The sequence below is a fragment of the Shewanella sp. SW1 genome (assembly GCF_025653545.1).
Classification (GTDB): Bacteria; Pseudomonadota; Gammaproteobacteria; order Enterobacterales; family Shewanellaceae; genus Shewanella; species Shewanella oncorhynchi.
On the sequence record NZ_JAKKSG010000004.1, the window covers coordinates 169,208 to 186,333 of the forward strand.

At 46.5% G+C, this 17,126-nt stretch carries 12 protein-coding genes; 4 read left to right on the forward strand and 8 right to left on the reverse strand.

The window, feature by feature from the left end; translation table 11 throughout:
* The first annotated feature begins 34 nt into the window (after window positions 1-34).
* From ubiD to L5M71_RS05410, 3 genes are all read left to right on the forward strand, one after another.
* Window positions 35-1,516: a 4-hydroxy-3-polyprenylbenzoate decarboxylase gene (ubiD, locus tag L5M71_RS05400; protein WP_263184543.1), complete on the forward strand. Its 1,482-nt coding sequence runs from the start codon at window positions 35-37 to the stop codon at window positions 1,514-1,516.
* A gap of 114 nt (window positions 1,517-1,630) precedes the next feature.
* Window positions 1,631-2,341 (forward strand): NAD(P)H-flavin reductase, encoded by a 711-nt coding sequence (fre, locus tag L5M71_RS05405; protein ID WP_263206497.1) that lies wholly within the window; start codon window positions 1,631-1,633, stop codon window positions 2,339-2,341.
* A 635-nt stretch (window positions 2,342-2,976) separates the two neighbouring features.
* Window positions 2,977-4,668: an amidohydrolase gene (locus tag L5M71_RS05410; protein ID WP_263206499.1), complete on the forward strand. Its 1,692-nt coding sequence runs from the start codon at window positions 2,977-2,979 to the stop codon at window positions 4,666-4,668.
* 19 nt (window positions 4,669-4,687) lie between these two features.
* On the opposite strand, the gene L5M71_RS05415 is transcribed toward L5M71_RS05410, so the two are convergent.
* Together L5M71_RS05415 and L5M71_RS05420 are read right to left on the reverse strand one after the other, a co-directional pair.
* The gene (locus L5M71_RS05415) at window positions 4,688-5,569 is read right to left on the reverse strand and encodes a LysR family transcriptional regulator (RefSeq protein ID WP_107949408.1); all 882 of its coding nucleotides are present in this window, start codon (window positions 5,567-5,569) and stop codon (window positions 4,688-4,690) included.
* Between the two features lie 624 nt (window positions 5,570-6,193).
* Window positions 6,194-6,823 (reverse strand): flavin reductase family protein, encoded by a 630-nt coding sequence (locus tag L5M71_RS05420; RefSeq protein ID WP_263206502.1) that lies wholly within the window; start codon window positions 6,821-6,823, stop codon window positions 6,194-6,196.
* A 255-nt stretch (window positions 6,824-7,078) separates the two neighbouring features.
* On the opposite strand from L5M71_RS05420, the gene L5M71_RS05425 reads away from it, so the two are divergent.
* The gene (locus tag L5M71_RS05425) at window positions 7,079-9,472 is read left to right on the forward strand and encodes a fatty acid cis/trans isomerase (RefSeq protein WP_263206521.1); all 2,394 of its coding nucleotides are present in this window, start codon (window positions 7,079-7,081) and stop codon (window positions 9,470-9,472) included.
* A gap of 51 nt (window positions 9,473-9,523) precedes the next feature.
* Here L5M71_RS05425 and L5M71_RS05430 read toward each other — a convergent pair whose 3' ends face one another.
* The 6 genes from L5M71_RS05430 to L5M71_RS05455 form a co-directional block, all read right to left on the reverse strand.
* Window positions 9,524-11,638, reverse strand: a complete 2,115-nt coding sequence (locus tag L5M71_RS05430) for a M13 family metallopeptidase (RefSeq protein ID WP_263206523.1) — start codon at window positions 11,636-11,638, stop codon at window positions 9,524-9,526.
* Window positions 11,639-11,873: 235 nt separating this feature from the next.
* A complete protein-coding gene (locus L5M71_RS05435; protein WP_263206525.1) occupies window positions 11,874-13,157 on the reverse strand; it encodes a transcriptional regulator in 1,284 nt (427 codons plus the stop codon).
* A 221-nt stretch (window positions 13,158-13,378) separates the two neighbouring features.
* Window positions 13,379-14,251, reverse strand: a complete 873-nt coding sequence (locus L5M71_RS05440) for an ABC transporter permease (RefSeq protein WP_263206527.1) — start codon at window positions 14,249-14,251, stop codon at window positions 13,379-13,381.
* On the reverse strand, window positions 14,248-15,288 hold the full coding sequence (locus tag L5M71_RS05445) for an ABC transporter ATP-binding protein (RefSeq protein ID WP_263206529.1): 1,041 nt from the start codon (window positions 15,286-15,288) through the stop codon (window positions 14,248-14,250). Before L5M71_RS05445 ends, L5M71_RS05440 begins: the two co-directional genes overlap by 4 nt.
* Entirely contained in the window at window positions 15,285-16,574 is a 1,290-nt protein-coding gene (gene nosD / locus L5M71_RS05450; RefSeq protein ID WP_263206531.1) for a nitrous oxide reductase family maturation protein NosD, read from the reverse strand. The genes L5M71_RS05445 and nosD overlap by 4 nt, the downstream gene beginning before the upstream one ends.
* A 10-nt stretch (window positions 16,575-16,584) precedes the next feature.
* Complete coding sequence (locus tag L5M71_RS05455; protein ID WP_263206533.1) at window positions 16,585-17,076, reverse strand: nitrous oxide reductase accessory protein NosL; 492 nt, start codon at window positions 17,074-17,076, stop codon at window positions 16,585-16,587.
* Between the last annotated feature and the right edge of the window lie 50 nt (window positions 17,077-17,126).

Genomic DNA, 17,126 nt, shown 5'->3' on the forward strand with positions numbered 1-17,126 from the left:
CCACACGGATTTTCACCGCAGAGGCTATTTCCACATGAGTTTTAAGGATTTACGCAGCTTTATTGATCACTTAGAAGCCAATGGCGAACTCAAACGCATTAGCTACCCAGTTGATCCTCATTTAGAAATGACAGAGATCGCCGATCGCGTATTACGCGCTCAAGGCCCTGCGCTATTATTTGAAAATCCCAAAAATCATCACATGCCCGTGTTGGTAAACCTGTTCGGTACACCAAAACGTGTGGCCATGGCACTCGGCAAAGACGACCCATTAGCCCTGCGCGAAGTGGGTGAACTGTTAGCCTTTTTAAAAGAACCCGAACCACCTCGGGGTTTTAAAGACGCGATCGCTAAGATCCCTATGTTCAAGCAAGCCTTGAATATGCCGCCAAAGACAGTGCGTAATCCGCCTTGCCAACAAATCATCAAAACCGGCGATGAGGTCGATTTAACTCAATTGCCTATTCAGCATTGCTGGCCGGGCGATGTCGCGCCACTGGTGACCTGGGGCTTAACCATCACCAAAGGCCCGCGCAAGAGTCGTCAGAATTTAGGCATTTATCGCCAACAATTACTGGGTAAAAACAAGCTGATTATGCGCTGGTTATCCCACCGTGGTGGCGCGTTAGATTTTGCTGATTTTAAACAACAATTCCCCGGTGAGCGTTATCCGGTTGTGGTCGCACTCGGCGCCGATCCTGTGACCATTCTAGGTGCCGTCACCCCAGTCCCCGATTCCATGAGCGAATACGCTTTTGCCGGTTTACTGCGCGGTGAACGTACCGAAGTCTGTAAGGCATTAAGCTGCGACTTAGAAGTGCCCGCCACCAGTGAAATCATCCTCGAAGGTTATATCGATCCTGAGGAACTGGCGGAAGAAGGCCCCTACGGCGATCACACGGGTTACTACAACGAAACCGATAAGTTTCCAGTATTTACCGTTACTCACATCACTCACCGTAAAGATGCCATCTACCACAGCACTTACACTGGCCGTCCACCGGATGAACCCGCCATGCTGGGGGTTGCATTAAACGAAGTGTTTGTGCCGATTTTGCGTAAGCAATATCCTGAGATCGTTGATTTTTATCTGCCACCAGAGGGATGTTCGTACCGCATGGCAGTGATCTCAATTCGCAAACAATATCCGGGACATGCCAAACGAGTGATGATGGGCGCTTGGTCTTTCCTGCGCCAATTTATGTACACTAAGTTTATTGTCATAGTGGATGAAGATGTGAACTGCCGTGACTGGCAGGATGTGATCTGGGCGATCACCACCCGCATGGACCCTAAACGCGATACTGTGATGATCGAAAACACCCCGATCGACTACCTCGATTTTGCTTCACCCGTTGCGGGCTTAGGCTCAAAAATGGGACTCGATGCCACCAATAAGTGGGAAGGTGAAACCAACCGCGAATGGGGTACGCCAATCGTGATGGATCCAAAAGTAAAACAAAAGATCGACTCAATCTGGGATGAGTTAGGCATAGACGACAGCCCAACCCTATAATTCAGCTTAAGCCATTACTCAAGTATCGGCTTTAGCCAAGAGAATAGGCCAATAACAGGCCTCTAAAGCGACACCTAGACACATACTGTTGAAGAAAGGTGCAAAGGAAGTTTGATGAAAACCATACGTTGTAAGATAGAGAAAGTTAACCCATTTAACGATGCCGTATATCAAGTATTGTTAAGGCCTGAAACCGCCTTCGATTTCCAAGCGGGGCAATACTTATGTGTTGTCATGGGTGAAAAAGATAAACGCCCCTTCTCTATCGCATCAGCGCCAAACGCCGAGCTGATCGAATTACACATTGGCGCCGCTGTGAGTGAAAGCTACCCAATGCAAGTGGTCGAGCGCCTGAAAGCCTGCGCCCTTGATGGCAGCACTATCGACATCGAAGCCCCAGGCGGCGAAGCCCACCTGCGTCACGAAAGCATTCGCCCTCGCCTGTTAATCGCCGGCGGCACAGGTTTCTCTTACATTAAAAGTATCATTGAACACCAAATCGCCCTCGGCCAACAGGTTGAAACTATGCTGTATTGGGGTTGTCGCACCCAAGATGCCATGTATTTTGAAACCATCGCCCGCCAATGGCACGACGCTCACCCTTGGTTACACTTTGTGCCAGTCATCGAAGAAGCTCCCGCTAATTGGCAAGGCAAAACCGCTAATCTGTTAGCGCAAATCAAACAAGATTTTGTCAGCTTAAATGGCTACGACATCTATATCGCTGGCCGTTTCGACATGGTGGGTGCAGCACGGGAAATTTTCCGTGAGATTGGTGTAGAAGAAGCACATCTCTACGGTGATGCGTTCGCGTTTATCAAATAACGCGATAATTTGTATGCTTGGCTGGCTAACGTTTGCCAGCATAGGCTTAAATAATAAACCCCAGTTTTTACTGGGGTTTTGTTTTATACGTCATGCCGTATCTCACTTTTTGTGGATACACCCACTAAGTAAATTTGCTTATCCAAAGGTTATTTGTTGCTTAAGCAAAAGATTAAAGTCCCTTGCCACCCCTAGCGAAGTTACATGCATTAGTTAGTGGCTTCGTGCTTATTCGAAAATAGCTAACGCTTCCGATGGGGTGTCCCTTCCCCCCGAAAGCTACGCAGACGTCCTGTCTGCGTCACGCTATTTTCTTCAACGCCCTTCAGCAACTTCACAGGGAAGGTGAACTTCTGTGATCTCGGTGTCGACTGTTTATCCCAAAAGAGTTTTGCCTGTCCTATCTTTTTACTTTCGCAGGGAAATTGGCGTAACCTTTAACATAAAATGTATGCCTGTCCGCTCTTTCTTTTTCACAAAAAACCATAGTAATCAGTCACATTGTACCAACAAAAATATGGCTTATCAGTCTTTTCCCATGGGTATCTCATTTTCTTGATAGTCACTAACTTTCACTATTGTGGAATTATCCCATAATGAGTCAATAGCTGACGCAATATGGGATTCAAGTACAAATGAAACAGACTAAGACGCCACACAAACTCGTTAAATGCTTAGCCTTAACGGGATTATTCACCCTATCTGCCTGTGCAAACGACGAACTTGCAGATACTTTACTCACCAATACCCACGTCTATGGCCATGATCAAGCGACTAGTTTAGCCATTAAGGATGGCAAAATTGTCTACATTGGGAATAGCGTTAACGCCATGGATCACGTGAGCAATCAAACCAAAGTCATCGATTTAAAAGGTCATTACTTATTACCTGGTTTTATTGATAACCATAATCATGTGTTTGAAGCCGCGAGTGAAATAGGTAGCGACTGTTTACTGGATGATGAAACTAATCTCAAAGGCTATATCCGCACATTAACCGCCTGTAAAAATCAGTTGGAAACGGGAGAGTGGTTACTCGGATATGGCCATCAACTCAGTGTAGTAATGCAAGAGAGTGGCCCCACTCCTTTGGCAATATTAGACAAAATCTTCCCCGATAATCCTGTCGTTATTATGGAGCAAACATCCCATTCTATGTGGGTCAACTCCCTCGCATTAGCCAAAGCTAAGATAAGCGCTCATACAGCCGATCCGCAAGGCGGCAAGATCCTCAAAGATGAAGAGAGCGGTAAACTTCTCGGTATTTTATTCGATAATGCTGGCGATCTTGTGATGGAACAAGCATGGAAATCACAACCCAATCTACAACAAGCCAATTATCAAGGTTTATTAAATGGTCTGGCAGCTGCTGCCGAGCACGGGATAACGACTATCGGTGATGGACGACTCTATTGGAAACGTGACTGGTTAGAAACATGGCTAGCCGTCGAAAGTCATGATGAATTAACCGCCAGAGTCAGTCTACGCCCTTGGATTTATCCTGCCGATGAACCCCAAGCACAGCTTGATTTCTTTAAAAAAATTCATTCTGATGATAAACAACGTCTGCTGCTCATCAATCAGGTCAAAATCTACAGTGATGGCATCATCATAAACGGTACTGCCAGTACATTAGCCCCCTATGATTGGAGCTACACCCCCGAACTTCCTAGGGGACTCGAGTATGTTCCTGCCAGTAAAATGGCGTGGTGGCTTACTGAACTCAACAAAATTGGATACGGGGCACATATTCATGCCATAGGTGATGCAGGGGTACGCAACACCTTAGATGCTATTGAAACTTTACGATCTCAGGGAGCTACTCGCCCTTATGCCATGACGCATTTAGAAATGGTATCTCCCCAAGATATCAAACGCTTTGCCTCACTAAAAGTCGATGCCGATTTCCAATTGGGTAGCGATTACATTGCTGCGCAAGATCATGAGTGGGCGATCCCTTTTATCGGTAAGCAACGAGCTCATGCTTTATTACCTATTAACCCTATTTTCAAGACTGGCGCGAATGTAACTTTAAGTAGTGACTGGAATGTGAATGATATCAATCCACTCGTTGGTATTGCTAACGCAGTCTATCTGCAAAATGCAGGTATCGCTGATATTCACAGTGCTATTGCAGCCTATACAATAAATCCCGCTAACGCCTTGGGCATAAGTGACATTACTGGTTCTATCGCGCTAGGGAAATCTGCCGATTTTGTTGTATTAGAGCGAGACATTACCCAAGCCACAGCAAAACAAATTGCTGACACTCAAATTTTAATGACGTGGTTAGAGGGGGAGCTAGTGTTCGATCTCAATGATCAATAGCAATCCCGTATCAATCTAATTATTTGCTGAGTTGCTCTTTTATTAACGTCAGCAAAGAAGACCCTAAGGTGCTGGCCTCAAATCCATGATGCCAGCGCATTTCGAGCCGCCGCTTCATAGGCGCAAATTCACTACTCAATTGGACAACTTTTAATCTTCCACTGTCGATTTCTGTCTGCGCTAAAGATAACGGCAAAAAACTATATCCATCCCCTTCGGCAAGTAAGGACTTTAACAAAGCAAGATCGGGGATTTGGCAATAATGGCCACTAAAGCCGACTTCGAGATCATCACTTTCAGTCTGCCCTCCTGCCCAAATATATTCACGATAGGGCGCTAATTGTGCGGGGTCGATTACCTGCTGTGAAGCTAATGTATGCTGTCCAGATATCAACATTACCTCTTGATATTCGCCAAGGCGGCAGTAACCCGATTGAGATTGATGTAATTCAACCGTCTCATGTAACAGTAAAAGGTCGATATCATCAGATAGAAATGCACTGTGTAATGCATCGAAAGTATCCACTTTTAAGACAAAATCCAGCGTTGGAAACTGCATTAAATAGCGCTGAATTGTCGAACGTAAGACTTCTAAAGGAATATAATTTTCAACCCCTAACACTAACCGACCTTTACCAAGCTCGGCATAATGGGTCGCCGATTGAGTAAATTGTTCCCATTGGGCCAAGGCTAAAATAGCCTTAGGTAGTAAATGCTCGCCTCCCGCAGTGAGTGCCACTTGATTTGCACTACGCTCAAATAAATCCACACCTATGTCGACTTCTAGCTCGGCAATCCACTGACTCACTTGCGGCTGACGTTTGCCCAGTGCGCGAGCGGCGGCTGAGACAGAGCCTAGTTGAGTCGTCAATACAAATGCTTTAACTCGTTGAATATTCAAATGTGCTCTACTATTTTATAAACGCGTTGTGCGCTTGACTTTAATACCCGTCAGACGGAATCACAATGTTAACTTACCTATGCAAGACACTTTGTTAAAAATCAGATGTGAAACCCCACGACTTAGATTTAGATTTGGATTTAAATAAAAGATAGGACAGGCAGAATTCTTTTGAGATAAGCAGCTTACTCCGAAATAGCAGGAGTTCACCGTCCCCTGCGAAGTTGTCGAAATACGTAGATAGCTCTTAGTTGTTTGAGTGGGGCCGTGGCGACATCATGGATGATGGCGCAGGCTCGGGGGCACATGGATGTGCCATCTGAGCCGTTAGGCAATTTTTATTGGAGTATGAGACCAGTAACCAATGCATGTAACTTCGCTAGGGGCGTCATGGAGAATCCAAGGGCGAAGGCCTACGGCCGCTTTGAGCGCGAGATAGGGATATCGAGCTGGCTATTTAACATGGACGTTTTTGATAGGACGAGCAATCCTCCTTGGTCGGGTGTGGGGTGAAGCCCCACGACTTTGACTTAGATTTTGATTTAAAAAGTTAAAAGTTAAACTAATTCCTAAAACTCAAACGAAGTTTGAACACCCACAGCCCTGCGGCGAATGAGCAGCCCCTTACACTAGTGGTCTATGTAGATCAAAACGCAGATCTTCACAGATCCCATAATAGGTCGATGGGCCGCCGGCACGTAATACGGGCTCGGCAAGTGCGGTTTGATAAATCCCCTCGGCATTGAGTAAATGCTTGGCGATATGCACGGCCACCACTTCTCCTAACACTAACCAAGTATCGATCTTGTCGCCATTGGCGGCGGTTAACTGGATACATTGGGACAATTTGCATTCGAAGTTTACTGGACTTTCAGCCACTAAATCGGCCTTAACAATGGTGCCTGCTTTAGCCGTGAGTCCGGCAAAGCTAAACTCATCTTGACCGCGTGGCAGCATGGCGGAGGTTTGATTCATCTGCTCAGCTAAGCCACGGGTGGTGAGGTTCCACACAAACTCCCCAGTCTCGACAATATTGGCGACACTGTCTTTCCAGCCTGTGCTGGCAAAGCCGATGATGGGCGGTTTGTAGTTGAAACAATTGAAAAAGCTGTAAGGTGCGAGATTACGTTGCCCCTGAGTATTTCGCGATGAAATCCAGCCGATCGGTCGAGGCCCCACAATCGCATTTAAAGGATCGTGTGCAAGGCCATGGCCTTTGCTCGGTTCGTAAAAATAGCGGTTATCAGCAGTCATACTTCATCCTTTTGTTATTGCCACAACAATACTGGTGCAATTAATACAGCCATCACAGGCACGCTTTTATAGCCACTATCTTACCCAAGTTTCGAGCAGCGACCAAAAGTCTGTAGGGCTACTTAAGTCAGCTCCTTCAACAACATCTGGCTGCAAATTTTAAATCCAACACACTCTTCTGCTAAAGTGATACTTATCAGTGGGCTAAAAAGCCTAATTCTGCTAAATAGCATGTGGCAAATGAAGGAGCGGTGAATGGACGCGATAAAAGGGGGATGGAAGAGGTTGTTGTTGGTCGCAGTGCTGTTAGCGACAGGTTGTGCCAGCGTAGCGCAAATCGATTTCAATGCTCTGTTTGGCACTAGCTCACCGCAAAAACGCGTCGAAAATGCACAGCTTAACGACCAATTTATTCAACAGGCCGAGTTTGTGCACACACAAGTTGAGCCTATTCTCAATAGCCGCTGCGTGGTATGTCATGCCTGTTACGATGCCCCCTGTCAGTTAAAAATGACCTCGAGCGAAGGTATAGAACGCGGGGCGAGTAAGGAAAAGGTCTACCAAGGCACACGCTTAGTCGCTGCCACACCTAATCGCTTATTTGTCGATGCCTTTACCCCAGAAGCTTGGCGTCAACGCGGGTTTTACCCCATGCTAAACGAGCGCGATCAAACCCCAGAAGCTAATACCCAAGCCTCGGTATTAGCCAGAATGCTCACGCTTAAGCAAATGCATCCCCTGCCTGAAGACAAGATTTTAGATAAGCGTTTTGATTTCAGCCTAGACAGAGTTCAGCAATGCGCCAGCCTAGAGGAAATGGACAAATACGAGCAAAGCCAGCCCCTTGCAGGTATGCCTTATGGCTTGCCAGCACTGAATGCGAATGAACATCAAGTGTTGATGCACTGGCTCGAGCAAGGTGCGCCACTGCCGTTTGCACAAGCGCTTACACCTGAATTTATTGCAGAAATAACCCTCTGGGAGAAGTTTTTAAACGGCGACAGTTTAAAAAGCCAATTAAGTGCACGCTACATCTACGAGCATTTGTTTGCCTTCCATTTATATTTTGAGTCTTTGAATCAGCCGAACACCCAGCCTTTATTCTTCGAGTTAGTGCGTTCTCGGACGCCGCCGGGGCAAGCGCTGGATATTATCGCCTCCCGTCGTCCCTTCGACGATCCTAAGGTGGAGCGAGTCTATTACCGCTTTCGGCCTTATCGGGCAACCATAGTCGATAAAACCCACATCCCCTACGCTTTGAATACCGGCTTGCTCAATAACTGGCAACAATGGTTTATCGATGCGGATTACTCAGTCACTCAACTGCCGAGCTACCAGCCGAGCGTTGCGGCTAATCCCTTTGAAGCTTTTATTCAAATTCCTGCCAGTGCGCGCTATCGATTTATGCTGACCCGCGCCCAAGATACCATTATGGGCTTTATCAAAGGCCCAGTGTGCCGTGGTCAGGTGGCGCTCAATGTCATTAACGACAGATTCTGGGTGTACTTTGTGACTCCAGATTATATGGACGACACTGACTTTAGCGCCTTTTACCATTCCCAACTTGAAAATCTACGTATGCCTGCAGAGGAAGAAAGCACTGCATTAGCAGTAACTTGGGTGAAATATGCCGCCAAGCAAGGCAAATATATGCGGGCGCGTAATCAGTTCTTGAACGAGAAATTCAAAAACGGCCAGCACCTCACCATAGACGGGCTCTGGGATGGCGACGACACCAATGATAATGCCAGCCTGACAGTGCTGCGCCACTTCGACAATGCCACTGTGGTCAAAGGCTTAGTCGGCGAACCGCCCAAAACGGCTTGGATTATCGATTATGCCTTACTGGAGCGTATCCACTATTTATTGGTCGCGGGTTTCGATGTTTATGGTAACTACGGCCATCAGCTATTAACTCGCTTATACATGGATTTTTTACGCATGGAGGGGGAATCGAACTTCCTGACCCTGTTGCCACAGGAGGAAAGGCGCAAACAGTTGAGTGATTGGTATCAAGGGGCTGGTACTCAGCTCACGGCCTTTATCGCAGGGGATATCAACACCTTTCATCAGCCTACGGGCGTACTCTACTTTAGTGACGATCTAAAGGGCGAGCTGTATCAAAAACTCGGACAGAAGGTTGCTAAGGTTCAACCCAATCGATATCACATAGAAAACAGTAGCTTGCAAATACATAGCAAAGCACTTTTACACACATTAGATCGATTAAAAGGCACACAAGCGACCCTGTTACCTGAACTAACCATGATCATGGTGGAACCTGAAAAAGCGGGTAAAACTGAGATATTTACCTTAGTTCGCAATAGCGCTCATCGGAATATTTCGAGCCTGTTTAATGAGGCGAGTAACCGCGAACCCGCTAAAGATGACGTCACTTTAGTGCATGGCTTATTGGGCAGTTATCCTGAGGCATTTTGGCGAGTGAAAGAACAGGACTTGCCTAACGTCGTAGCGACAATAGAGAAAATGCAAACTGAAAAAGACTATGAAGCACTGTTAGATATGGTGGGTGTACGCCGTACTGATCCGAAGTTTTGGGCCTTTAGTGACGAACTCAATCAGATCTTTTTCGACAATCACCCGATAGAAAGTGGGTGGCTGGATTACAACCGACTGCAAAATCGTTAATAAAAAGGGGAACGCTAGTGTCCCCCTTCCTTTCAAATCAACGCAGTAAACTTACCAGATCTTAACGCGATCTTCTGGAGCCAAATACAGCTTGTCGCCAGGCTTAACATCGAATGCAGTATACCAAGCATCTAAGTTACGCACGGTCAGCGCGCGGTACATGCCGGGGGCATGTCCATCGGTTGCCACCCGAGCACGCAGGGCTTCGTCACGCATCTTAGTGGCCCAGGTTTGCGCAAAGCCGATAAAGAAGCGTTGATCACCCGTAAAGCCTCCAATCACAGGCGCATCTTTGCCTTTAAGCGAGGCATGGTAAGCATCATAAGCGGCGGCTAAACCTGCTACGTCGGCAATGTTTTCACCTAAGGTCAACTTGCCATTGACGTGTAAATCAGGGAAAGGCGCATAAGCATCAAACTGCTGCGCTAACGCATCGCCTTGCTTATCAAATTGAGCAAAGTCAGCGGGCGTCCACCAGTTACGCATAGCGCCAGTCGAGTCAAAAGCCGCACCATTGTTATCAAAACTATGGCTGATTTCATGACCAATCACAGCGCCAATCGCGCCATAGTTGTAAGCGGCATCGGCCTTAGCATCGAAGAATGGCGGTTGCAAAATACCCGCAGGGAAGTTAAGCGCATTCTGCACCGGCAAGTTCACCGCATTCACCACTTGCGGCGTCATCCACCACTCGCCTTTATCCATTGGTTTGCCAATCTTGGCTAACTGGTGGCTGTACTCTACTTTTTCGCCATTGATGGCATTAGCGTAGGCATTGGTCGCAGTCACTGCATAGCTGTCGTAATTGCGCCATTTATCGGGATAACCCACGCCCACCGCCATAGTAGCCACTTTTGCTAGGGCTTCTTTCTTGGTTGAAGGGTCCATCCAATCGAGTTTTTCCACTCGCTGACCGAAGGCGGTCACTATGTTATCCACCATAGCGCTGACTTCTGCTTTGGCTGAAGCGGGGAAATATTGCTCGGCATAGGCATGGCCTACGGCATCACCTAAATATTGGTCGAGTGCCGCTAAGGCACGTTTATCGCGACTGCGCTGCTCTGGCGTGCCAGAAAGCTTAGTGCCATTAAAGGCAAACGAAGCGTTGTCGATTGCCGATGGCAACACATCAGCATGGCTGTTGATATGGTGGAACACGAGCCAATCTTTCCATGCTTCTAAAGGCTCAGAGGCCACAAGCGCAGAAAGTCCCGTAATCGCCGTTGCATGGTAGGCCGCAAATTTAGGCTGATTGCCCAGTTGCGCCGCCGCTAGAAAGGCAGTCCAATCGATGCCCGATGCTTTGGCATCAAAGTCAGCACGGCTCCATACACCCGAAGACTGAGTAAAATCTTCGCTTGCTTCACGGCTGGCGTGGGCTGCGGCAATCTTGTTTTCAAGGGCAAAAATACGATCGGCACGGACAGCGGCATCGCTCACACCCGCATCTTTGAGCAAGGTTTCAATGTAAGCGCGGTAAGCGGTGCGAATGTCGACCATTTTAGGATCGGCAGACAGGTAATATTCACGCTCAGGTAAGCCTAAACCGCCCTGTAAAAAGTAAGGTAAGACTTCGCCCGGCGTTGCTAAACCTTGGGTGACGAAGATCCCAAATAGGTTTTCGGTATAAAAGTCAGTCGCGTTGAGAGGGTCAACATCAGCGCGCAGGTTTTCACCTAATGCTGCGGATAAATCTTGCTTGCTCGCAATGGCCTCATAACGGGCGATATCCTCCTCGGCAGGTTTCATTCCTGCGGCATCAATGGCGGCAGTATCTGTGTAAGCCTTGTAGAAATCGGCGATACGCGCTTCGTCGCTTCCCGCCGTATGCTGCGCTTTTACCAGTTCGGCAATCAAACTGGTTTTATGCTTTTCGGTTGCTTCAAAGGCAACAAGGAAAGCGCCAGTGCTGGAGCGATCGGCGGGGATCATCGTCGTTTTCATCCATTCGCCATTGGCGTAGGTATAAAAATCATCCCCTGGTTTTACCGTTGGCGTCATAGCCGCGACATTAATGCCAATCGGCATTTGAGCCGCAATGTCTTGACTTTTTGGTGCGTTTTCGCTGGTTTTTACGGTGTTTTCTGTGGTGTTATCACTGCAAGCAGTGAGCCCAGCCAGTACTGAAGTTGACAGTAACAGCACGGGAATTAGACGGTCCGACATGAATGACTCCTCTCTTTTTTATTATTGTATTTATAGTGTGATTGCTAAGTTTGGCAGTGTAACTGGCACTGAATGAAGAAGTAAAACAAAGCCAATTTTTATGATAGAAAGTTAATGCAAACAATTTGAGCCAGACGCTTAAACACGCAGCTTAGCATCATCACGACCGCGCTCAACTGCAGGCACAAAAAAGCCGACGCTATGTCGGCTTAATCAAGTTTGGCTAACGACTACTTTATAATTTGATCTGAGTGTACTGAGTCCACGCAAGTACTTGTCCCATCTGAGGAATGATCCATACTGCCGTGTGCTCATTTTGATAAACACGATAATAAAATAAATCTTCATCACGGATATCATGCTTACGAATTTCACGGTAGAACTGCATAGCAGAATGGCTGACTTCATCCGGTTTTGTCAGTTCTTTTTGTAACACTTTAACGTGAAAAACATCGACTTTAAGGTCATCAATTGTGGTCTGGTACTGCTCAAACTCACCGCGGATAGTGTATTTAATCGGTGTCGTTAAACAATCTTGATCTGTAATACAGGAGGTCGAATAAAACTTACCCTTATTTTGCCCTTCATAGACCAGAGACATACTGAGATCGTTACGAACTAAGAGTTCGCCCGCGACGGGAAAATAAATATCCGCATGGTAATTATGCTCAAGTAACTCACCCATTCCTTTATCATCCGCAGGGAGGACAATACGGTTATAGCGAATGCGCTGCTCCATTATTTGGCTCAGCGGAATGAACTCCGCCATATTTAATCCTGCGGGTTTTGCATCTATCGCCGTGATATTGATGATGCCGTGACCACTGCAGGCATCGGCGTCCAGCTCAGGGCAAATCGCCATCGAATAATTTTTGCCATCAGTTGAGGTAAATGCACTGAAGTAATTAAGGTTATTGATGTGATTTCCCTCTGGCGCTAAATGTTTTTGCCACCATGAAGGATGTAAACGATCCTCATCACCAATATAGAAGGTTCGCGCCGTCCCCAGCGTGCCACCAATATTGAGGCTGATATATTTATCGGCATGCCATTTAGCCACCTGTTTAACCACCGCATGATGGTCGCTCACATACCAAACGATTGACAAGATAGCGCACAAGAGGGCAATACCTGCAACTTTAGTCCAAACCGACACCCCCACTAAGGCATCACGAATTGCATTCGCATCATTGATCGCCAACATCTTTACATGGGATTGTTCAGAGATATGCAATTGATAACCGCGGCGTGCCACGGTTTTAAGCTGCACTTCGGTATAGGGTTCGAGCTTTTTACGTAAGGTACTGATGCATTGCGTTAAAGAGGTAGGAGCAACCACCCTTTCAGGCCAGCCGACCTGCAGCAATTCTTCCTTAGTAAAAATGGCATTCGTGGATGATAACAGCAGCACTAATAAGGCCGTTTCGGAAAACGTCAGGCTGATGGTTGTCCCATTCACATGATCGACTAATTCCTTAGCCTGTTCATCTAACATTAAATAAGATGTGATTTTATGCATGTTAAACGCCTGAAAGATCAGCCAATACTGATAAAGTTTGATTACACTAACAACATGCAATCATCATGTGACATTGTTTCTTTCCAAGAAAACGATGATATGCAATCACCAAGTCAAGATGGTTAATTTTACCTTTTAACAACATATAAGAGTGTGACTCTATACTCAGTTTAGTCATTGTTTAATAAGTACAAAGTTAGACTAATACAGAGGTCGCTAAACTAGATTTCTTGGTATTTAAAGATCCAAGAACAACACAAAAGTAATACACCAATCCAGCCACCCAGCAAACCATACATTAAGGGTAAGCCAAGCCCAGTTTGAGCAAGCAGAGTGAGACTACTTTTAGCCGCGAGTGTATCCGAGGGAGTCGCGAGTAAATTTAAAGCACGGAACAGATCAGTGGGGTTCAACAAAATCAGTAGATTGAATACAGTACGATTAAACATCTCACTCATTCCAACCACAGCACTGAGTAAAATCAGATCATAAACCAGCACAAGCACAAACCATAAAATGAGTAATATCCCCAGTGCCTTAGCTTTTTCTCGCACACACAAGCTAACCCAATAACCCAAGAGCACGAACACTAATGACAGTAAAATACTGCTCATAATCAAATGGGTAAACCCGATCGCTATGGATAACTGGGCCTGAGTATCGCCCAGTGATATCAGTATTAATCCTGTTAAACCAAAGCCCAAAATGCAGGCAATGGTCATCACGCAGGCATGGCCTAAAAACTTGCCGCACACCAGATGCCAACGTGCTAATGGATAGGTCAGCAGTAACAACAGAGTGCCGGATTCTTTTTCACCAACAAAGCTGTCATAACTCAATAAAATCGCACCTAAAGGGAGCATAAATACCGATAAAGTGACTAACCCAGAAAGGATCTGGGCAGGCTCAAATACCACTAAGTTGCCGGACACCGCGCTGCCCATAAAACTCACACACAGAGATAGCAGCAACAAGATTCCCGCCATCATCCATAACCAACGATTACGCAAATTATCCTTAAACTCTTTGGCGGCTATGGTGCTCACTATGCTCAGAGCACTTAAACGATGGTGCAAAACCTCGGAACGGTTCATAGGACTGATTCCAAATTAATCGCCTGATTTATATCTGTTATGTTAATAGTCTTTGTGGGCATTGTTGGCGACTGAAGGGGGCAAAGACTTTCCATGTAATGATGAAACACACTCTGCAAACTAGGAGGTTCAATAGAAAAATCCCCAGCGAGCACTTTTTGTAATAAGTGATTTAACACGGCTGACTTTTGCTCCTGTGGCACGGCTAGTGTGAGTCCCTGCCCCGCATTTGCCTTAACACATGCCGCTAAAATAGGATCCGCTAACAATGCTTGCCTTTGAGTATTAGATAGAAAATGCAACAAGATATGATTTGGCAACTGAGTCGCCGCCCTCAGGGAGGTTAAGCTTCCCGAAGCCAACATTCGCCCTCGACCTAAGATCAAAGCGCGATCCATCTGATCTTGTACTAATCCCAACTCATGGGTACTGATAATAATGGCGCAGCCCTGCGACCTGAGCTGAGCGATTTTTTGATACAGGAAAGCCGATGCCAAGGGATCTAAGCCAACTGTCGGTTCATCGAGTAACAGTACCTTAGGCTCAGCCAATATCGCCTGCGCGAGCCCAAGACGTTGCCGCATCCCCTTAGAAAAAGTACTCAAACGCTTATCTTTAGCGGCCTCTAAACCAAATTCAGCAAGTAATACATGTACTTTAGGCAAGGAAACGCCCTTAAGCTTAGCGAAATATCGCAACAGCTCATTGGCGGTCATATTGTCATAAAAACTCACATTTTCAGGTAAATAGCCTAAGGACAAACTCTGTCTGGCATTCATAGTTCCGACACTATGACCTTGAACTTGGAGCAGGCCACTTGTGGGGGTAAGTAATCCCAAAATAAGCTTGAGTAACGTAGATTTACCCGCACCATTATGCCCAAGGAGTGCGATCACTTGACCCGCTAACACCTCAAAACTCACATCATCCAGTGCCTTAAACTTGCCATAGCATTTACTGATATTTGTCGCTTTAACAACCACATCAGCATTCACTACAGGCTTATTCGCTGAGCAGGTCATAGTTTGATGATTCATCGCGAACCTCCATCAATCAGTACGTGCGCGCCACTTTGCATTAGTGGAAAACTATCACTTATACCGCTCGTCACTTGGGGCTTAAATTGGCGTTCCACCCAGCGCAGTAACAACACAACGGGGCTTTCCATCAACAGTTTGGCTTCAGGATAAAGCCAAAACAGTTTATCTAAACTGTCATTCGGCCTATGGACAATATCCCCTAATCCATCGCCATTCAGATCCCAACCTTGATATTCCGACCAGTAATTCCCCTGCCCCTGATAACTCCATTCAAGTTGAGTTTCTCCGACATATTTAACTTGGGTTTGATTGGCCATAATACGATTATGCCAAAGGCGATTTTCCTCTCCGCCCATGGCCATACTGATCCCGGTATCGCTGTGGCTAAACTCGTTATCTTGAATACGGTTATGTTGAGCGGCGTAAATAAAAATACCTTTCCCTTCATTGCCAAGCTCCACAGTGCCCTTAGGGTTATGAATTTGACTCGCAACATTGGCTTGCACATGGGATGCCTCAGTAATGTTGAGCAAAATGCCAAAGTCCCGCGCCTGAGTCACACGGTTGTGGTGCAGGTAAATATGGGTTGAATTCATTAGGGCATAACCGCCATCGACGGCAATCGCTTGGTTTTGCCACGCTTCGTCGGCTTGGGTATACATGTAGTGAATACCATATTGCAGCTTAGTGAATTGATTTTCATAAATGCGACTGTGGGTAACGGACTCTAAATACACACCATCACGGACAAAAATCAGCTGATTTCGGTCAATTTGTGGCGAATTAACATGCTTAAGATAAATGCCATCACCCCGATCAAGCACATGAATGGCACCGTTGCCACTAATACTATTGTCCGTGATGATGGGCGAGTTTAGCTGTTCACCATAAACACCAAAACCATCACCCACCAAGCGGTTTCCCTTAATCAGCACATGATCCGCCCCTTTTTTGAGTAAAATGGCGGCATCACGGTAATACAGATCCCGTCCCCAGTGGCGGATATTGAGCCCCTCAATACTCACCTGAGGCGCCTCAATGACCAACGCACTGCCTTGGCGCAGTGCATCTAATGTCGCGCCTATTTCCCCCTTTAGCGAAATGGATTGCGTCACCTTAAAGGAGCCTTCATACACCCCAGTGGCTAGCACTAAGGTGTCACCTGCTTGGGCTTTGTTAAGGGCAAGGGTGAGTGAATCTGTATCTGTTACCCGAATGAGTGCAGCCCAAGTACCGAAAGAGGCAAAGCACAGCAGCCAGATAAGGACGAGACGCAGCTTCATCATCACAACCTTATTTATCACCCGCGAGCAGTTCTAGGGTGATGTCATCAAATCTCAGCACTCGGCCACCGTATTCCTTAGCAAAGGCTTCGGCGGCAGCTTTGGTACTAAAAGGGGCAACGGCAGGTCCCATCACAGCTTTCTTAGTCGTACCGTAAACATAGAAGGCACTTTGAGCATCAATAAAGGCGCCATCGTCAGGCTGATCCCAATCGGTCGTGCCCGCGTCATGCACCATCATGTAATCAATTTGTCTTTTGTTTTCAGGCTGCAATGCAAAGTTGAACATATCGCGGCTAGAACAAAACTTAGGTACCGATTTCTCAGCCTTGAGGTGCACTTGCCCTTTAGGTCCGGGATATTTAGTGATCACCATGCCGCATAAATGACAACGGTCATGCTCGTGGATCATCTCGGCTTTATGAACATGGTCTGTGGCCTCGCTTTTATTACAGCCAAATAGCAAGGGCACTAACAGCAACAATGCATAGTATTTCTTCATCCTATTTATCCTTTTATTAAAATATCAACGCCTCGCCAGATTCCTTGCAG

What these genes read in the sequence shown, in the direction of transcription:
- ubiD (WP_263184543.1), top strand. Translation starts at nt 35, where the DNA reads ATGAGTTTTAAGGATTTACGCAGCTTTATTGATCACTTAGAAGCCAAT.
- fre (WP_263206497.1), top strand. Translation starts at nt 1,631, where the DNA reads ATGAAAACCATACGTTGTAAGATAGAGAAAGTTAACCCATTTAACGAT.
- L5M71_RS05410 (WP_263206499.1), top strand. Translation starts at nt 2,977, where the DNA reads ATGAAACAGACTAAGACGCCACACAAACTCGTTAAATGCTTAGCCTTA.
- L5M71_RS05420 (WP_263206502.1), bottom strand. Translation starts at nt 6,823, where the DNA reads ATGACTGCTGATAACCGCTATTTTTACGAACCGAGCAAAGGCCATGGC.
- L5M71_RS05425 (WP_263206521.1), top strand. Translation starts at nt 7,079, where the DNA reads ATGGACGCGATAAAAGGGGGATGGAAGAGGTTGTTGTTGGTCGCAGTG.
- L5M71_RS05430 (WP_263206523.1), bottom strand. Translation starts at nt 11,638, where the DNA reads ATGTCGGACCGTCTAATTCCCGTGCTGTTACTGTCAACTTCAGTACTG.
- L5M71_RS05435 (WP_263206525.1), bottom strand. Translation starts at nt 13,157, where the DNA reads ATGCATAAAATCACATCTTATTTAATGTTAGATGAACAGGCTAAGGAA.
- L5M71_RS05440 (WP_263206527.1), bottom strand. Translation starts at nt 14,251, where the DNA reads ATGAACCGTTCCGAGGTTTTGCACCATCGTTTAAGTGCTCTGAGCATA.
- L5M71_RS05445 (WP_263206529.1), bottom strand. Translation starts at nt 15,288, where the DNA reads ATGAATCATCAAACTATGACCTGCTCAGCGAATAAGCCTGTAGTGAAT.
- nosD (WP_263206531.1), bottom strand. Translation starts at nt 16,574, where the DNA reads ATGAAGCTGCGTCTCGTCCTTATCTGGCTGCTGTGCTTTGCCTCTTTC.
- L5M71_RS05455 (WP_263206533.1), bottom strand. Translation starts at nt 17,076, where the DNA reads ATGAAGAAATACTATGCATTGTTGCTGTTAGTGCCCTTGCTATTTGGC.